This is a genomic window from Sphingobacterium gobiense, from assembly GCF_002980575.1.
In the GTDB taxonomy this organism is placed as follows: domain Bacteria; phylum Bacteroidota; class Bacteroidia; order Sphingobacteriales; family Sphingobacteriaceae; genus Sphingobacterium; species Sphingobacterium gobiense.
Genome location: NZ_PVBS01000002.1, coordinates 1,444,344 through 1,460,214, shown reverse-complemented (window position 1 = coordinate 1,460,214; position 15,871 = coordinate 1,444,344). Strand labels below are relative to the sequence as shown.

At 44.1% G+C, this 15,871-nt stretch carries 19 protein-coding genes; 5 read left to right on the top strand and 14 right to left on the bottom strand.

Going from position 1 to position 15,871, the window contains the following annotated elements; all coding sequences use genetic code 11:
* Positions 1–4 precede the first annotated feature (4 nt).
* The gene (locus C5749_RS14910; RefSeq protein WP_105726934.1) at positions 5–1,006 is read right to left on the bottom strand and encodes a 3-keto-disaccharide hydrolase; all 1,002 of its coding nucleotides are present in this window, start codon (positions 1,004–1,006) and stop codon (positions 5–7) included.
* 45 nt (positions 1,007–1,051) lie between these two features.
* Positions 1,052–1,285: a hypothetical protein gene (locus C5749_RS14905; protein WP_105726933.1), complete on the bottom strand. Its 234-nt coding sequence runs from the start codon at positions 1,283–1,285 to the stop codon at positions 1,052–1,054.
* Positions 1,286–1,401: 116 nt separating this feature from the next.
* Here C5749_RS14905 and C5749_RS14900 point away from each other — a divergent pair, with 116 nt between their 5' ends.
* Complete coding sequence (locus C5749_RS14900) at positions 1,402–2,436, top strand: LacI family DNA-binding transcriptional regulator (RefSeq protein WP_105726932.1); 1,035 nt, start codon at positions 1,402–1,404, stop codon at positions 2,434–2,436.
* Positions 2,437–2,472: 36 nt separating this feature from the next.
* On the opposite strand, the gene C5749_RS14895 is transcribed toward C5749_RS14900, so the two are convergent.
* The 3 genes from C5749_RS14895 to C5749_RS14885 all read right to left on the bottom strand — a co-directional run bounded on the left by C5749_RS14895 (position 2,473) and on the right by C5749_RS14885 (position 5,967).
* Complete coding sequence (locus tag C5749_RS14895) at positions 2,473–3,492, bottom strand: SDR family NAD(P)-dependent oxidoreductase (RefSeq protein WP_105726931.1); 1,020 nt, start codon at positions 3,490–3,492, stop codon at positions 2,473–2,475.
* 6 nt (positions 3,493–3,498) lie between these two features.
* A complete protein-coding gene (locus tag C5749_RS14890) occupies positions 3,499–4,293 on the bottom strand; it encodes an SDR family NAD(P)-dependent oxidoreductase (protein ID WP_105726930.1) in 795 nt (264 codons plus the stop codon).
* Between the two features lie 114 nt (positions 4,294–4,407).
* Positions 4,408–5,967: a PAS domain S-box protein gene (locus C5749_RS14885; RefSeq protein ID WP_105726929.1), complete on the bottom strand. Its 1,560-nt coding sequence runs from the start codon at positions 5,965–5,967 to the stop codon at positions 4,408–4,410.
* Between the two features lie 139 nt (positions 5,968–6,106).
* Here C5749_RS14885 and C5749_RS14880 point away from each other — a divergent pair, with 139 nt between their 5' ends.
* Complete coding sequence (locus tag C5749_RS14880) at positions 6,107–6,451, top strand: YciI family protein (protein ID WP_105718358.1); 345 nt, start codon at positions 6,107–6,109, stop codon at positions 6,449–6,451.
* Entirely contained in the window at positions 6,444–7,703 is a 1,260-nt protein-coding gene (locus C5749_RS14875) for an RNA polymerase sigma factor (protein WP_219847989.1), read from the top strand. Before C5749_RS14880 ends, C5749_RS14875 begins: the two co-directional genes overlap by 8 nt.
* 3 nt (positions 7,704–7,706) lie before the next feature.
* Here C5749_RS14875 and C5749_RS14870 read toward each other — a convergent pair whose 3' ends face one another.
* From C5749_RS14870 to C5749_RS14830, 9 genes are all read right to left on the bottom strand, one after another.
* Entirely contained in the window at positions 7,707–8,075 is a 369-nt protein-coding gene (locus tag C5749_RS14870; RefSeq protein WP_105726927.1) for a nuclear transport factor 2 family protein, read from the bottom strand.
* A gap of 209 nt (positions 8,076–8,284) precedes the next feature.
* Positions 8,285–8,920, bottom strand: coding sequence for an outer membrane beta-barrel protein (locus tag C5749_RS14865; protein ID WP_105726926.1), 636 nt, complete (start codon positions 8,918–8,920; stop codon positions 8,285–8,287).
* Between the two features lie 287 nt (positions 8,921–9,207).
* Positions 9,208–10,050, bottom strand: a complete 843-nt coding sequence (locus tag C5749_RS14860) for an inorganic diphosphatase (RefSeq protein ID WP_146113766.1) — start codon at positions 10,048–10,050, stop codon at positions 9,208–9,210.
* A 41-nt stretch (positions 10,051–10,091) separates the two neighbouring features.
* Entirely contained in the window at positions 10,092–10,502 is a 411-nt protein-coding gene (locus C5749_RS14855) for a hypothetical protein (protein ID WP_146113765.1), read from the bottom strand.
* On the bottom strand, positions 10,499–11,080 hold the full coding sequence (locus C5749_RS14850; RefSeq protein ID WP_146113764.1) for a CHAP domain-containing protein: 582 nt from the start codon (positions 11,078–11,080) through the stop codon (positions 10,499–10,501). The genes C5749_RS14855 and C5749_RS14850 overlap by 4 nt, the downstream gene beginning before the upstream one ends.
* Positions 10,999–11,385, bottom strand: a complete 387-nt coding sequence (locus tag C5749_RS14845) for a hypothetical protein (RefSeq protein WP_105726922.1) — start codon at positions 11,383–11,385, stop codon at positions 10,999–11,001. Before C5749_RS14845 ends, C5749_RS14850 begins: the two co-directional genes overlap by 82 nt.
* Positions 11,386–11,469: 84 nt before the next feature.
* A complete protein-coding gene (locus C5749_RS14840; protein WP_105726921.1) occupies positions 11,470–12,057 on the bottom strand; it encodes a hypothetical protein in 588 nt (195 codons plus the stop codon).
* A gap of 360 nt (positions 12,058–12,417) precedes the next feature.
* A complete protein-coding gene (locus C5749_RS14835) occupies positions 12,418–12,711 on the bottom strand; it encodes a hypothetical protein (RefSeq protein ID WP_105726920.1) in 294 nt (97 codons plus the stop codon).
* 119 nt (positions 12,712–12,830) lie between these two features.
* The gene (locus tag C5749_RS14830) at positions 12,831–13,799 is read right to left on the bottom strand and encodes a hypothetical protein (RefSeq protein WP_105726919.1); all 969 of its coding nucleotides are present in this window, start codon (positions 13,797–13,799) and stop codon (positions 12,831–12,833) included.
* A gap of 352 nt (positions 13,800–14,151) precedes the next feature.
* Between C5749_RS14830 and C5749_RS14825 the strand changes: the two genes are divergently transcribed.
* Positions 14,152–15,102 (top strand): AvrD family protein, encoded by a 951-nt coding sequence (locus C5749_RS14825; RefSeq protein ID WP_105726918.1) that lies wholly within the window; start codon positions 14,152–14,154, stop codon positions 15,100–15,102.
* Positions 15,099–15,836, top strand: a complete 738-nt coding sequence (locus tag C5749_RS14820; RefSeq protein WP_105726917.1) for an ATP/GTP-binding protein — start codon at positions 15,099–15,101, stop codon at positions 15,834–15,836. The genes C5749_RS14825 and C5749_RS14820 overlap by 4 nt, the downstream gene beginning before the upstream one ends.
* The last annotated feature ends 35 nt before the right edge of the window (positions 15,837–15,871 follow it).

Below are 15,871 nucleotides of genomic sequence, written 5' to 3'. Positions count from 1 at the left end.
TAACCTATTTCCCTGGAATCACCGTAATTTTCCTGAACTCTACGCCTGTGTGATCGCCTTGCAGATAAATCGGCCCCGGTTCGCCTTCCTTGCTGTCCAGTGCTCCTCCTGTGATACCAGGAATTTCTTGGTTGCTGATGATTGTTTTTCCGTTGGATACAATCGTTACCATCCGACCCCGCAATGTTATTTCGTATTTATTCCACTCGTTTGGTCCTAAAGTCGCCATTTCGCTGGGTGATAGGAATCCGTATACACCGCCAAAATACAACGACCCCGGGTGCCTATCTTTCGGTGAATCTTCAATCTGCACTTCATAACGTCCTCTTAGGTAAATGCCCGAATTCGCTCCTTCCGTATAACGGAATTCCGCAATTAGCTTAAAGTCTTCAAATTGCTGTTCACTGATCAGGTTTGCACCACTTTCCTTGTTGATCAAGATTCCATTTTCAACAATCCATTGGCTATTCTCACCAGATGTTTTCCATCCCGTAAGGTCTTTTCCATTGAACAATTCGATAGGTTCGCCCCATTGTGCCTCTCCCGTCCGTACCAGGTAAGGTGCTTTTACCCCAGTGAAGTTAAATTTGTTCCCTTTGTTGGTTGTAATGGTACCGCTAATTCCGTCACCGGCCAATTCCCCTTCAATCGTAAAGAAACCTTCTCCTCCCTCCCATTGAGGCGGAATCTGGAATGAAAATTTACCGTCTTTGAGCTGAATATGCGAAACAGGCCGGGCACTTCCCGCATCAGCTACAAATGAGCCCACCAAAACATTAAATCCAGAAAGTTTAACTTCCAGCCAAGAAGGAGCTTCTTTGCCATCTTTATCCATCGTAATGTCCCAACGACCGATCAATCCTTCTGCCTCTTCAGGCACTACCTGCGTAGCAGCATTATGTATTTCTTCTTCCTGTTTTTGTCCGGATGTTTCGTCAGTACACGAAACCACACTTGCCGTTAACAAGCACATAAGCGTGCTGTATCCGAGATATTTTTTTAGCATAGCTTTAGTTAAGGTTTTTTAAAGGCACTAAACTACAAAATAAAATTATCTATCGCCAAAGTGAAGATAAACATCGTGTTTATAATGTCCTTTTCCCCTTTTATTATTTTTGTGTCGTTTCTTTTTTTGCCCGGGAGCATGACGCTTAGCCGACTTGTCTCCATAGATTTTTTTTGCCTTTCCTGGAGGCAAATTCCGGTGAGGATGTCTATGTGAATAACACGACGAAAGCGCCAGCAAGAATGTCAATACCAACGTAAATCCTAAAATTTTCTTCATACCTATTCAACTATTTTCGGACTATATGCAAATTCCAAGCCAAAGCATATATCTGCGGAGATGGCATTATATGGAAATAAATCGATAATTTAGCCAAAAGCAATAAGTAGTAACTCATGGGCAAAGTCAATATCAAATCTATTGCAGCGGCACTCCATCTATCTCCAGCCACCGTTTCTCGCGCGTTAAATGACAGCTACGAAATAAAACAGGAGACTAAAGAACGGGTTTTAGCATATGCTGCTAGCCACAACTATAGACCCAACCCCTTTGCGAAACACCTCAAAACGGGAAAGACCAACCTCATCGGTGTGGTGATTCCGTTTCTTTCCAGCCCTTTCTTTTTAGAATTTATTGACGAGCTATACAACGCCGTCCTGCCACACCACTATACACTCATCCCTTTTCAAACACAGAACAATGAAAAAATAGAAAAAGAAGCGCTCGATTTTCTCGTTCGTCAGCATGTAGCCGGGATTATCATTTCACCCGCCCATGAAAACTCCAATACCGAATTATTACAGCATATCCATCACCATACCTGCCCTGTGATTCTCTTTGACCGCATACAACACGGTTTGGAAACCTACAAAATCGGCATACACAATAGTCTAGAAACGTACACTGCGACAGAGCAACTCATTAACAAAGGACGTCAGAAAATTGCTTTTCTCTGTGGTAAAGATATCGGTAACACGAAAGATCGCATCCGGGGTTATAAGAACGCACTTCATAACTATGCCATCCCATTTCGGGAAGAATATGTCATTCATACAGATTATCAAGATCCAACACAAAATATCGACAGCGAATTAAAGGAAGTCTTCAGAAGACTTCAAACAATGGATAACATGCCAGATGCCATTGTAGGGGGTACGGATACCTTATCCGTTAAGGTATTGGGCGTATTAGCAGCTCTCGATCTATCCGTTCCGCAAGATGTCGCCGTAATCGGCTTTACCAATACCAATCTTGCGAACTACTTAAATCCGGCCTTGTCCACCATCCGACAACCTACGCAAGATATGGCTCGGTTAGCGCTGGAATTGTTAATAAAGCTTATTGACAAACAACAAAACAGAGCGGATATCGTGTATGAGAATTTTATGCTTCAGGCGACTACAATCTACCGAAAGTCCACCGAAGGTTAAATCAACCGTAAACAGTTTACTTACACTTGGTAGAAATCATTGCTGGTTGAACTTTAGGGTATCCGCATTCTTTTTTCCTCCGGTAACACTCCGGGTAACAACAGACTCACTCTCGTATCCTTTTTTCAATGTTGTGTCATCACTCACGGGCATCACCCTGCTTGCCAATCGCGTGCCTGCACCGATCAATTCGGGCGCAAGTGCCTGCAAAGCTATCGCCAGTTTCGCCGTAAGGGAAAGCGTGATCTCTCTATCTCGACGGGCTATCCCATCCACAATACGCTTGGCAGCCGTCTCCGCTCCTTGCGACAATAAAGGAAACGCGTTTGCCAGTTTAAACCATGCGTATTCGGCTCGATGATTGCCTTTTATATCGATGTTGCGGGGACTACCTGTTCGCATTAAATTGGGGATTACTGTGGTCACAACAATATTGTCCCGATCCAACTCACTTGCCAGCCCTTGCGAAAGACCTACCATGGCAAATTTACTCACGCTGTAGGGTAACATGTGCGGCACTGAAATCTTTCCGCCAATCGAACAGATGTTGACGATGTATCCCGCACCCTGTGCTTTGAAATAAGGTGTAGCGGCTTTTGTCGTATACAGGGCAGACCAGCAGTTGGCTTCCATAATATTTTTGTAATCGGCTATGTTCATCACCTGCTCCGGCCCCAAGAGCATCGTGCCGGCATTATTGATTACCATATCCAAGCGTCCATAATGCTGTACAACCTTTTCCATCATTTCGTTTACTTGATCCGGCACGGTAACGTCTGCCTGACAGGTGAACATCGGATAATCATATACAGCAAACTCCTGTTGCGTGTTTTCTAGATGTTCTGCTTTTCGTGCACATATCGCAATACGGGCTCCTCTCGCTGCCAACTCCCTTGCCAAGGCCAAGCCGAGTCCACGAGAACCTCCGGTAATTAAAACCACTTGACCAGCCAAATCGGTCGAGTGCATCCGGCGGCGCATTTTCTTTGCAACATACCAAGCTGCGCCAGCCAAGGTGGCCAGTTTAATCGTTCGAGTGAGCATGCCTACTATCATAATATCTTATTTTTTTGGTTCCTGCATCTTCCCCATCCGTTTAGTAGCCGAACTATCCGACATGAGGTTGCTCGCAGCAATCATTAATTTATTTTTCATACCAGAAATCACCTTGTCTTTGCCCGCCATCAGTGCGTTATAGCCATCTTCCGCCACTTTAGCGGGATCGCTTAACTTTTGGTCCATAACCTTAGACTCCGTCATACCTGCTTTGTTGAAAAAATCGGTATCTGTGGCGCCAGGTTCAAGCACAGTAATGGTGATGTTGCTATCCGCAATCTCTTGTCGAACAGCTTCAGAAAAGGAAAGAACAAACGCTTTCGTCGCATGGTAAACAGCCTGCCATGGCCCCGGAACTTCGGAGGCAATGGATCCAAGTTGGAGAATCTTACCACGTTCATGCGCCAACATGTCTTTCAGAAATAGATGGGTCAAGCTCGTCGTTGCCACGATATTGAGCTGAATAATCTCCAATAAGCGGTCCAGGTTCGTTTTCGCAAAAAGCCCATACTCGCCCTGTCCGGCGTCGTTAACCAATACATCGACAAAGATATGCTGGTCGCTGACTTTACGATAAACCTCGTTCGCTGCGTCAGGCGTAGCCAAATCTTGTGCTATGGTATACACTTCAATATCAAATGCGGCCTCTAGCTCACGCTTCACCCGGCCAAGTCGAGCCTCATCCCGTGCTACCAATACCAGGTTATACGCGTCTTTTGCAAAACACTTCGCCAGTTCCAGGCCAATACCAGCTGTACCTCCTGTAATGAGTGCATATTTTTTGAAGTTATCGTTTTTCATGGCATTTTCTCCTTATCGACAATCCGTCCTATATAGGAAGAACACCAACGCACGTCTTTGGTTTACGCAGTGTTACATTTACTTGATGCTAAATTCGATCAGGCACCTACGGGATCAGCGTGATCGGGGCTTTCCGCTGTCGGACCGGAGGTCACCGCCGATCGATCTGTGACCATCTAGATGAAAATAAAAAACGGATCCCTCGCCAAGCTTACTATCCACTTCGATCGTGCTGTCGTGCAAACGCAGAAGTTCCGAAACCAAATATAATCCTATTCCGAATCCCGCTATATTCTGTCGCTCCTCATCATCAACACGGTAGAATCGTTGAAATAATTTGGTTTGATCCGCGGGTGTAATACCCAGGCCTTCGTCCTTGACATAAATCCGGAGCTTGTCTGACGTACTTTCCCAACCTAGCGTGACGGGACCGCCCGAAGGCGAATATTTTAGAGCGTTTCCGACGAGGTTTATCAGAATTTGCCTCATTTTCTCGCGATCTGCATAAACCTCCACGGTCTCACACCCTACAATTTCAAGGGTATGTTTCGAACTGATCAGACGTGCTTCCTCCATCACTTCATCAGCCAACGGCTTCAGCGCAAAGTGCGTCTTCTGTATATCAATCTTCCCCTCTTCAATGCGCGAGAGCCCGAGGTAATCCGTTATCATCGAGACCATTCTTTTCACATACGCTTCGATTTTGGTACTCATACCCAGAAAGGAAGGATCTTCTACGTTCGTGGACTTTTTAACCAACAGCTGGACATATAGTAGTATCGATGTTAGCGGTGTTTTGAGTTCGTGGCTTACCATCGCAACAAAGTCATTCTTCCGCTTTTCTTCCTGCTTTCGTTCGGTGATATCACGCGCTATCTTAGAGATACCGATAATTTCGTCCGCGTCATCTTTTATAGGCGATATAGTTAGCGATACGTCTATTAGTCGCCCGGCCTTCGTGAGCCGCTTTGTTTCATAATGTTCAACACTTTCGCCATTCCGTAATTTAGATAGGATATAGTGTTCTTCTTCCTTTCTATCCTCGGGTATAATTTTCATGATGGATTCTCCGATGATCTCTTCCGGCGTATATCCGAACATCTTCTGTGCGGCGTTATTCCAGGTCGTAATTATTCCTTCGGTGGTTTTGGCCACTATGGCGTCGTTGGACGAAGCGATGATTGCAGCAAGCAGTGCGTTTCGCTCGCCCGCCTGAATCGTATCGGTAATATCCAGCATCGTACCGATAAACCGAATTAATGCCTTATTTTCAACAAAAACGGTACCTTGAATCCTGACCCAACGCGGTCGGTCATCGTCGAACTTTCTAATCTTATATCTTACATCGATATTCCCCTCATCGGAACCATTGGCGATCTCCCTCACCTTAGCTTTTACGTCTGAACGGTCCGCTATATCTATCCGTTCCAGGAACTCCTGAAAAGAAATATGCTCTTCTGCTCGGAGGCCGAGAATTCTTTTACATTCGGCAGACCAGTAGACTTTCCCCCGTTCCCGGTTCCAGTCCCAAGTTCCCAACTTTGTGGAATCGATTGCCAGCTGCAATCTTGATTCGCTTTCCTGCAACTTTGACAGCAATACTTCGGCACGGTGAAGTTTATAATTCTGGTCCTCTTCGTTATGGGTGTGCTTTTCTATATTTTCGTTCTCCATCTATAACCGATATTTACCAATCATCGTTATAAAGTTAATTATTATTTTTCGGGTTTGGAATTGCCTTCATTCGTTATATTTGTCCCCATCTCATGAACTCAGTCGTTATTAGGGTACATTTAATTTAAATTTTAATACAATGAAAGAATTTGCATTAATTTTCAGACTGAAAGACATTTCCGATTTCAAACCATCTCCCGAACAGATGCAAGAGAGGATGAATTGGTTGGCAGGTATCGCCTCGCAAAACAAATTAGCAGATAAAGGCAATACGCTTCTACCCTTCGCAGCAAGTGCAAAAACCGTAAAACCCAACAATGTCATAACGGACGGCGCTTATACCGAAATTAAAGAATTTATCAGTGGTTATATCGTCGTAAAAGCTGACACTATTGACGAAGCGGTAGAAATGGCAAAAGGTAATCCAATTTTCGACCAAGTAGGTGGAAGCATTGAAGTGCGAGAAGTTTTACAACGTGATTAATTCAAAATCACATAAGGAACTTTTACCGCACTTATTCCGACAGGAATATGCTAAAATGACGGCTGTGCTTTGCCGTCATTTTGGTTTGGCCCATATTGAAATTGCGGAAGATATTGCCAGCGATACATTTTTGAAAGCATCTGAACACTGGGCTATCAACGGCGTACCCGATAACCCGACCGCATGGCTATACACAGTAGCGCGAAACAAAATCAAAGACTATTTCAAACATAAGTCTGTTTTTGAGAACAAAATAAAGTCCGCCGCAAAACCCCTCGAAATTGAACTAGAAAAAGAATTTGAAATTAATCATCAAATCATTGCAGACAGCCAGTTAGCGATGATTTTTGCTGTATGTAATCCTGCAAACCCAATAGAAGCCCAAATTTCTTTGGCACTTCAAATCTTATGTGGTTTTAGCGTAGAAGAAATAGCCAATGCTTTTTTGACAAATCGAGAGACCATCAAAAAGCGGTTGCAAAGAGCTCGAACCAAACTACGGAATGACAAGTTTCAAATCGACTACTTAACCGCAGCCGATATCAAAACAAGGCTGGAAACGGTGCTAAAAACGTTGTACTTGCTTTTCAACGAGGGGTACTTTTCTACTACCAACAATCAGCTAATCAGAAAGGAACTATGTTCCGAAGCCGTCAGGTTAACGTTGGTCTTAACTGAAAACCCATTGACCAATACACCCCAAGTAAATGCTTTGCTCGCTTTGATGTGCTTTCAGAGCTCGAGATTGGAGGCAAGAACAGGTGTTAACGGGGAAGCTATCCTGTTTGACAAACAGGACAAAAGTCTTTGGGACAGATCACTTATCGACAGAGGAAATTACTATTTGGTCGAAGCCTGCAATGGTGGAGAAATTTCAACGTATCACTTGGAAGCAGGTATAGCCTATTGGCATACCACCTTCACCGATAATAATAAATGGGAACACATCCTACAATTGTATAACAAACTTATACTTGTTGAATATTCACCCGTTACGGCCTTGAATAGAGCATTTGCTTTCGCTAAAGTCTATGGTAATGAAAAAGCCATTAAGGAGGTGGAAAAGCTTAATCTTTCGGAGAGCAACTACTACCATGAACTACTGGGCTATTTATATTCCAGCATAGACATTCCTACCTCAATTCAACACTATACAAGGGCAATTGATTTGACAAAATCCAAAGTAGAACAGGAGACACTCCAACAAGAAATCAATAGATTGCTACAAATTTCACTGCCCCCATTCAAATAAATTTTACTTCTCTAAATCGGATTCTGTATGCATGGCGCAAAGCCACTGATCATTTTCCTTTACCCATGTTGATGCACATGCGCAGCGAAATGTTGATGCCTGTCCGTCGACGACATATTCCAATTGAACGATGTAAGCAATAATAGTCGTCGTTTCATTGATTGCTTGCGACTTGATATCCGAAATATCAAGAACCTTCATCTGCATGTTTTTGCTAGATTCGAAATTCTTGTGAAATTCAGTTTCATCCACTTTTCGTACGCCCGTTTTCCCGGTAATAATACAAGGAAAGCGGGTAAGATTTTTAACCGTGTCAATATCGTGATGTTCCAAGGCTTTCCAATACCGTTTTTCAAATTCCAAAGCTTCCATATTCCTTTATTTTATCTTTAAAATAAACTTTTGGTCACAAATACCTTTCCAAAACCCAACGGAGTGTCATCTCTTTACCAATTTTTATCTCAGTATCCCATCAGGTATCTTTGGTCTGAGATATGTTAGTCGGCCACAGATGCCGACCGAGACAAAAAAAGGCAGCCACAACGGGCTGCCTCTTCTATATCATTAAAAACTGGATAACACTAGAATTTGAACGTTAGTCCAAAGTGAGCTGTGTTAAAGAAGTTATCAAACTGGTTAAATTTGGTACTGAATTCAGTTTGCGCTTTCGCACCATCAACGTCAACTTTTGATGAGTTAAATGCTATCACATTTCCGAAAGAAAATCCAAGAGCGATGTTGTTTGTAAGGAAATAGTTCGCCCCTACACCAGCGTTTACTCCAAAACCTTTTGTTTTGTCAAGTTTCGTTGTTTCAGCACCGTCATTAAGTTCTCCACCCATTTGATTGTAACCCGCACCTAGTTCAGCGTAGGTTTTGAAACGTGAACCTACCTCTAAGAAGTAGTAACGTCCGAATGCACCGATACCAAAGTTGTTATCTTTAGTATACACGTCTGTTTCATCAGAATAATCTGTTGTTTTAGAATTACCTACAGTCAACTCTAAACCTACAGCGATCTTATCGCTTACGAAATATCCGAATTTCGGATTAAAGTTAAACTGAGAAACTTTTTTTTCTGCTTGTTTGTCATCTGTATTCGAAGAGTTGATAAAGCCTTCTACGATGAAATCTGTTTTTTGGAAACCGAATTCCTGTGCTTTTGAAGCAACTGTAAGACCTGCAACTGCAGTTAAAGTAAGTAATAATTTTTTCATATAAAATTGATTTTAATTTAAACTGGCGCAAATCTAAGCGTTTTACGTTGCGAAGCAAAAAAACAACATATATATTTTCGATTTTCAATAGAAAAATAAAATAATATTCTGACTACCAAAGAATTGACAAAGTAATATAAATGTCATTAATCCTCACACGGTAAATTGACGTGCAAAATTAAACGTAGAATAGTAACGAACAGCAAAGAGGCAGCCTTTTTAGAGCTGCCTCGTGTATAGGATGTCAAAGAGTCCTAATAAACTGATATTAAGTTTTTGTGATATTCTTATATTATATTCAAGCGGGAACTCCGGATGAGAAGCTCATCCTGCTTAAACTGATTTGCTAAATCCGCTTTAAGCTGCTTCCAAAAGATTTCGTCTCCTGTTGAAGACATCACTTCATATATCATAAGCTCGTCCTGTTCATGCCCTGTTTCAGGGTTATCCCAGATACCGGCAACAGGCGATCGCTGATATACTGTGACGCCTCCGAATTTCCTGACGAGCAACTGGCGTAGATCATCAAAATAGTGTTGTGGAAATGCACTGTTCTTATTGTCTCTCAGCGGTAGAAAGATCTCGAAAAGAAGCGTTTTATCCAACCTATCCTGAAAGCGGTGAATAAGCTTCCAAGCCTCTTTAGCAGAAATCCGCTTTTCAACCGTGAGCCGTTTCCCTTCCTGTTCGATGTAATTTGTAAAGAATGCTTCCAGCTGGGTCCTGAGCTCTTTCGGCAAATCCATAAGTTTGTTAGCTTTTTGGTATACAAGAGAAGCTACGGGTACAGCAATAAAACGATCATTCCGAATCATTTTATTGCTATTAGCGGATTCCGATTGATGGATAACGAGCGCACCGATTATTCGGCATTCCATCGAACATCCCGGAAAAGTACTGAATTCAGATATAATTAAGACATCCAGGGGATCACCATCGTCCCCTTTGGTCCCAGGAAAAAAACCAAAATCAAAAGGAAAGGCCATACCGGCCGGTAAGATTTTCTTTAATTTCATCCGTCCATTTACAGGATCGTAGGTATATTTTTGTGCGCTTCCTGCCGGCGTTTCTATAATTACTGAAATCGTGTCCATCATATCATACTTATCAGCTGTTATTTGTATCTTCAACAATTGTGTTGTCTAAAAGGTTCTCTAAATCTAGAACTAAGTCATCTCCTCCTTACCACGAAAAAGAAAACAACCAACATTGCTCCAAGGGATGCCCAAAAAATGTAGCCGATAGTCCAAATATTATGACTATCCCGGGTTAACTCCTTCGCGCTATACTGAAAATTGCTGGCGCTATCTACCGTGTGTTGCTCCAGTTTATGGCTAACGCTAGATTCCCAGCCGAGTAGCCTTCCCGAAAACGTGCGCAAGCCGCTATCGGGATGGTAGGCAAAGGCGGAATCGGAAGCAAAGTACCAATGCCGAATAGCAGTATCCGAAGCGAAGGCCGTATGCGCATAGGCAAACTGATGCTGCACATTGCTGTTCATCTTTTTGCGCATGGTGTAGCACGATGATGCCAACAATAAGAGCAGGCACACTATTCCCTGTATAGTCAGCTGCTTTTTCATCTCCCACCTCCTATCCAGTCTGCCAAAGCGTGTACCGTAAACAAATGCCGCCGTTTCGATTCCACCCGGTTATTGCTATTGCCTTCGATCGTACGCAGGTATTTGCCCTGTATATCTTTGATAAGACCGACGTGGTTTATCCGTCGGACGCTTTGACCATAAATACCGAAGATATCAGCTGGATTTATTTGCGTCAACGTAATGGGACGACGACAGGCGTCGCCCCTACAATACGTCCGGGCATTCGGAAATAGTGCCGGGCTCCATGGGTTACGTGGTTCTGGCAGCCCCGTCTGCCCATAACACCAACTCACGAACGCGCTACACCAGGCATATCCTTTTCCTAAATCTGTATATCGCAGATACTCCTCGACCCTATCACCATCATTGTTGCCGGTCTTCTCCTGCACGCCGATCTCTTGCTGTGCAATATCGATGATCTTTTGCCGTAAGCTGTCGTCCTTTGTTTCCTGTAGCGACAGCGAATGTTTCGCCACTACAATATGATGGATAGTGCCCACAGCACCGCAAACAGTAATAAAAATAAGACCGAAAAATAAATAATACATTGTTGCCATGATGTCAATTGATTAAAGTGGTAATTGAATTCTTTGCGGAATGCCTTGAAGGGTTGCCAAAGGATTTCCTGCAGCCAGAGGCTACAGAAGATGGCCGCCATGCCCACTAATAGGCCAAAGAACCATACCGATAAGATGCCTATATCGAGCACGCCCGCGGTGGAATCTATAATCTGTAAAATCGTTCCGATGAATAGGAACAATGCCAGCATCAGCAAGACTACGATTCCTATTTTGTGTTTTCCTGATAGTTCCCCTGCCATATCCTTGATGAGCCAAGGGGTATTTGTTTGAAGTGTTTTCATTTTTTGTGTATTGATGGTTTAGCTTCTCAACATATTTCCAAGAATAAGGGCAGACCGTTGTCTACCCTTATCGTTGTTATGGATTTACAGCATGTCCTCGCCATAAGCTTTGATCACTTCCGTGATATTCTTCGGCGTGTCCAACATGGTGATCCGGTAAATAGCATTCGCATAGTCTACATTTTGTGCGCTTACTATGTACTTCCATCCCGTGTTTTCCTCGTCGGTGGGTTCTGCTTGTCCGGCCTCGATAACCGTTTCATCCTGATCAAGGATTTCAAACTCTATTGCCGTCACTTTCAGTATATCCCTTACCAGAAACGTAATCTCGTCAGCTACGTTACCTAGATATCCGCTATCGTTCAGTAGCCTAACTTCCGGACGGGCAAAGAAATCTTTGAACGCCACATTATAAGCCGTTTGGTTTATAGTGGCTTTCTTGGCATAAGCTGCTTTCAATTCCGGATCCTGTATAGCTTGTTTAGCATACAGCGAAGCGTTTAGAAAGCGGTTCTGTACCTGCTGTTGCTTTGGGGTTAACTCACGACCTCCTGCTACCATACGGGGACGTTTTGCAATAATTGTTTGATCTCCTCTTTGACGAAACACGAGGTTTCTTCCTACTTTGCCTGATGCGCCCTGCATCACGACATTGTCTCTTGATTTTGCCATTTTTTTTAAATTTTATTTATTAAAAAACTATTAATATGTAAGCACTTTCGGGTACCCATTCGTCTGTCTTACAGAAGCAAAGGTTTGTATTAATTTCCATAAATAAATGGCTTACAGACCCTTGCGAAGGATTACGAAGGGTTATGAAGGAAAAAGGTGATTCCTGTACTTTTCTTGGATGTTTCTTGTGCTTAGGCTCGCTAGTGGTTGTTCCTTTGTTGGGTTGAGCTTGGGTCAACCTTGGATCATTCTTGGGTCGTCGTTAGGTGTTTCTTAGGTGATTGTAAGGTCATTCTTGGGCTGGACGACATAAAGATCCCGGGAGATACGCGCTGCATCTCCAGGGAAAAAAGACATTTTTCAACGGGATTTGTGTATTCGAATAGCCTCTAATATCTCGTTTTCCAGGTAGTAATCCTTACCGTTTAGCCGATACGTAGGAAAGAGTTCACATTTCTTGAGTTGGAAGAACTTGGTATCTCCGACTTTAAGAATATCTTTCAGGTCCGTGTTGTCCAGCAATTGGTCTTTGAGTGACGGGGCGACCCGATCCAAGAGATTTATTGATAGGTTTTCGAAACGCTGGTTCAACTTCTCCAGCAGCTCGATTGCTTTTTCGAGCAATAGCATTGTCTGTTTAGCATGCTTATTCATTGTTTTGTTTTTTACGCTCCATTCTATAATCAGGGAACACGCCTCCCCTATTGATCAGTTAGGCTGTTATAGCTGGGAACAGTTAGTTAATCTATGAACACCGTACAGTTCATTTATCCTTAACTTGTCGTGTGTGTTTCCACTGCTTCTATCCGATCGTGCAGCAGCTGAAAATACCGGTTTCTTTGCCGTTCTGCACCCATGCTGAGCGCAAGCGACTTATTGACCGTGGCATCGAACCACTTTGCACCTTCTTCCACAAATTCAGGCTGCCCCGTGTTCATGCTATTGATGATCTGGAGCTTTAAAGTCAGCGACGAAGCGCTACCATTGCTAAGCATCATATAGGGCAACCGATTGATGCTTTCATTTTTAAAGAACTCAAACTTGACACCGGGATCTTTTTCCCCACTTTCGGCCAGCGTACGGAAGCCATATAATAATTCTTTCAGCTGGCCAAGCAGCATCGCTACCGTTTCGCTGCGCTCAAAACAGTTCAGGTCCTGTTTTCCGCCGATACTGGAAAGCAGCGTTTCGAGCACGTCGTCATCCCAGACCTCTACCGACTGTATCCGATTATATGCATTACTGATACGCCGAAATATGGGCAGGAGATCCTGCTCGCGGAAGATATCCAGATACACCTCAAAGGACATGTTCACAATCTTCATATCATATGCGTAGGAATAAAGCTTAAATGCCGTCAGCTCCGGAAAACGCATATAATGGAAAATCGGAATGTCATCCGCCACGAAGTAGATCTTGCTTTCTGAAATGGCAGCAGCGCCCTCCAGCGTGCTCGCAAATCCTTGGATATAGCGCAAGTAATTCTCAATGCTCGGGTAGTCAAGTCTGATATACTTAAAACTAACGTCTTCGTCCGGGTCTGGGAACAACTCATGTCTGGAAATAGAAAATTTTTCTACGAGTTTCTGGAGCTCAGCATAGCGTAATTGCGTGGAACCGTTAAGGCGTCTGCGTATGTTCGACTCCTCAACACCCAAAATATCGTTCATGGCCTGTTGGAAGTCTGACGTGTTCTCAAATCGTCGCTCAATAATCTTAAAAAGTGTTTCCTGATCTATCATAATACGCAGGCGTTTAGTTATACAGTTGGCTAACACCCTAAAGATAAAAATTTTATTTTGAGCTGACAAGTCTCGGGCAAAATTTGATCGATCTAGTTGGCAAAACTATACATAGATGCGAACTTTGGCTGATTTCGTATTCCATCGTGTCATTTCAGCCGATTTCCGCTCCGAAAGACTCCATCATATCGCTTTTAGTGCATATTTTACCCTGGCGATAACCAATTCGTAACCAATGACGCAAATAATGCTTGAAAACATCCCTTATCGCCAAATTTCCACCTAAGAATCGATTATATATTTTTGGTTTTCCTATCGTACTTAGCAGCATAAAAACTCAATCCGAGAAGTTATGAAAATAAAACAATATGATAGCATAGAAGAACTGCTGGGCGGCGGAACGGCACGTTACTTCGCAGCGGCTTTCCGAAATTATCACGTACATATGGACACCCTTACTAAAAACGACGACAGCCTATTGGGTACCATAGATGTATGCTATGATGGTCCTGCACGCCCAAGGAACGAGGATGTGCATCTAGGCAGCCTTGAATACTCGGCATTGGCGATGCGTCTGGGCGGGCATGCGCTCAACCAGCTGGGGATGATAGCCCCCACCGACATCGCCCGTGGCTTCGCTTCTGCTTTAGATGTGAAGATTAGTCACAGCCTGGGCACAGGCCAGATCCCGATCCGCTGCCGCTTGCTGGCAAGCCGCAATAGCTTAAACTGTGTACAGGGTACCTGCAGCACCATCGAAGTGGATATCGGCGGGAACAGGTGCAAATTAACTATCGACCACCGTGGAGGGAAGCGCTACCTTGTTCTGCCCGAAGCCCAAAAGATAGTTGATACCGACGGCGAGACACAACTTTACGGTACGGGCTACCGCACCCGCGGGTTGCATATCGATGATGTTGAGATGGACGTTTCCAATCATGTTGTACGCGCAAAATTCGAATATGATCCGATGTTTGCAGAGGAAAGTTACCAAGGTATTGGTACAGCTCGTCATATGCTGCTTCCTACCGAGAGTATCCAGCTATTCGGACAGCTTATGCAGGCGCTGCTTTACCAAATGGAAAGTACAGACCGCGAACGATGTCCAAATATATGGTTACGTACTATGAGCTTGCGGTGCCACCGCCCGCTGTTTGGCCCCAGCGGCTCTGCATTCGTCCATTTCGACCGAATCCAGCGTATCCTATCCGGTGGCATTACCTGGCAGATCATTGACCTCTCCGGGCAGGTTGGCAACTACCAAGGTAAATTCCGTGTGGCCCATCAAATAACAGCAACATGAAAAGGATTGTTATCAGCGGCACCTATTGCACCGGCAAGACGACACTTAGCCTTGCCCTTTCGCTAGCCACCGGTATTCCGGCAACACACGCGCTCACCATGCGCGAGATCTTACCGACTCTTTTTCCGGGAAAGACCCTTCGTGCGTGCAGCTATGCCGAGTTACTGTGCTTGGGCATGAAGCGTTTCGAGGAACGTATACGCGCCGAAGCTGCTTTTCCCGAAGGATTTATATCCGACGGCTGTACCTTACAGGAGTGGCTTTATGGGAGCACCCGTCTTTTCACGGGGGCAGATCCTGATGAATATCCCTGGCAACAAAAACTAAAGCAGCTGTTACGATATAGCAGATACCGCAATTTTCAGGAACAGCTCCGTGGGTTTGAAGGTATGGCCAAAGCCTACGCTAAAACACACTATGATGTCTTTTTCCATCTGCCGTTAGAATTTGCTTTCGTATCCGACGGGCACCGCCCAACATCCGAACGTTTCCGCGAAGCATCCGAGCAGCTACTTCTGCAGACTTATGATGAGATGGGCATTGTGCCGACCATTGTAAGTGGTAATCTCGACGTACGGTTAAGCACGATCATCGATCACTTGGCACTCTCGCCGGTGATGCCGCTGGAAGCTGCCATCCGACATGCGGAAGACCTTAGGAAGAAAAAATTTGACAGCGTCGTTCTGGAACATCGACGACGTTCTCCTCCCGAAACCGTACAGTGGTTTATATAAATGCTTCCACAGGTTAGGAACACGGCCTGTGGGGC

Excerpts from the sequence above, each read along its gene's own strand:
- C5749_RS14910 (WP_105726934.1), bottom strand. The coding sequence starts at position 1,006 with ATGCTAAAAAAATATCTCGGATACAGCACGCTTATGTGCTTGTTAACG.
- C5749_RS14905 (WP_105726933.1), bottom strand. The coding sequence starts at position 1,285 with ATGAAGAAAATTTTAGGATTTACGTTGGTATTGACATTCTTGCTGGCG.
- C5749_RS14900 (WP_105726932.1), top strand. The coding sequence starts at position 1,402 with ATGGGCAAAGTCAATATCAAATCTATTGCAGCGGCACTCCATCTATCT.
- C5749_RS14895 (WP_105726931.1), bottom strand. The coding sequence starts at position 3,492 with ATGATAGTAGGCATGCTCACTCGAACGATTAAACTGGCCACCTTGGCT.
- C5749_RS14890 (WP_105726930.1), bottom strand. The coding sequence starts at position 4,293 with ATGAAAAACGATAACTTCAAAAAATATGCACTCATTACAGGAGGTACA.
- C5749_RS14885 (WP_105726929.1), bottom strand. The coding sequence starts at position 5,967 with ATGGAGAACGAAAATATAGAAAAGCACACCCATAACGAAGAGGACCAG.
- C5749_RS14880 (WP_105718358.1), top strand. The coding sequence starts at position 6,107 with ATGAAAGAATTTGCATTAATTTTCAGACTGAAAGACATTTCCGATTTC.
- C5749_RS14870 (WP_105726927.1), bottom strand. The coding sequence starts at position 8,075 with ATGGAAGCTTTGGAATTTGAAAAACGGTATTGGAAAGCCTTGGAACAT.
- C5749_RS14865 (WP_105726926.1), bottom strand. The coding sequence starts at position 8,920 with ATGAAAAAATTATTACTTACTTTAACTGCAGTTGCAGGTCTTACAGTT.
- C5749_RS14855 (WP_146113765.1), bottom strand. The coding sequence starts at position 10,502 with ATGAAAAAGCAGCTGACTATACAGGGAATAGTGTGCCTGCTCTTATTG.
- C5749_RS14850 (WP_146113764.1), bottom strand. The coding sequence starts at position 11,080 with ATGGCAACAATGTATTATTTATTTTTCGGTCTTATTTTTATTACTGTT.
- C5749_RS14845 (WP_105726922.1), bottom strand. The coding sequence starts at position 11,385 with ATGAAAACACTTCAAACAAATACCCCTTGGCTCATCAAGGATATGGCA.
- C5749_RS14840 (WP_105726921.1), bottom strand. The coding sequence starts at position 12,057 with ATGGCAAAATCAAGAGACAATGTCGTGATGCAGGGCGCATCAGGCAAA.
- C5749_RS14835 (WP_105726920.1), bottom strand. The coding sequence starts at position 12,711 with ATGAATAAGCATGCTAAACAGACAATGCTATTGCTCGAAAAAGCAATC.
- C5749_RS14830 (WP_105726919.1), bottom strand. The coding sequence starts at position 13,799 with ATGATAGATCAGGAAACACTTTTTAAGATTATTGAGCGACGATTTGAG.
- C5749_RS14825 (WP_105726918.1), top strand. The coding sequence starts at position 14,152 with ATGAAAATAAAACAATATGATAGCATAGAAGAACTGCTGGGCGGCGGA.
- C5749_RS14820 (WP_105726917.1), top strand. The coding sequence starts at position 15,099 with ATGAAAAGGATTGTTATCAGCGGCACCTATTGCACCGGCAAGACGACA.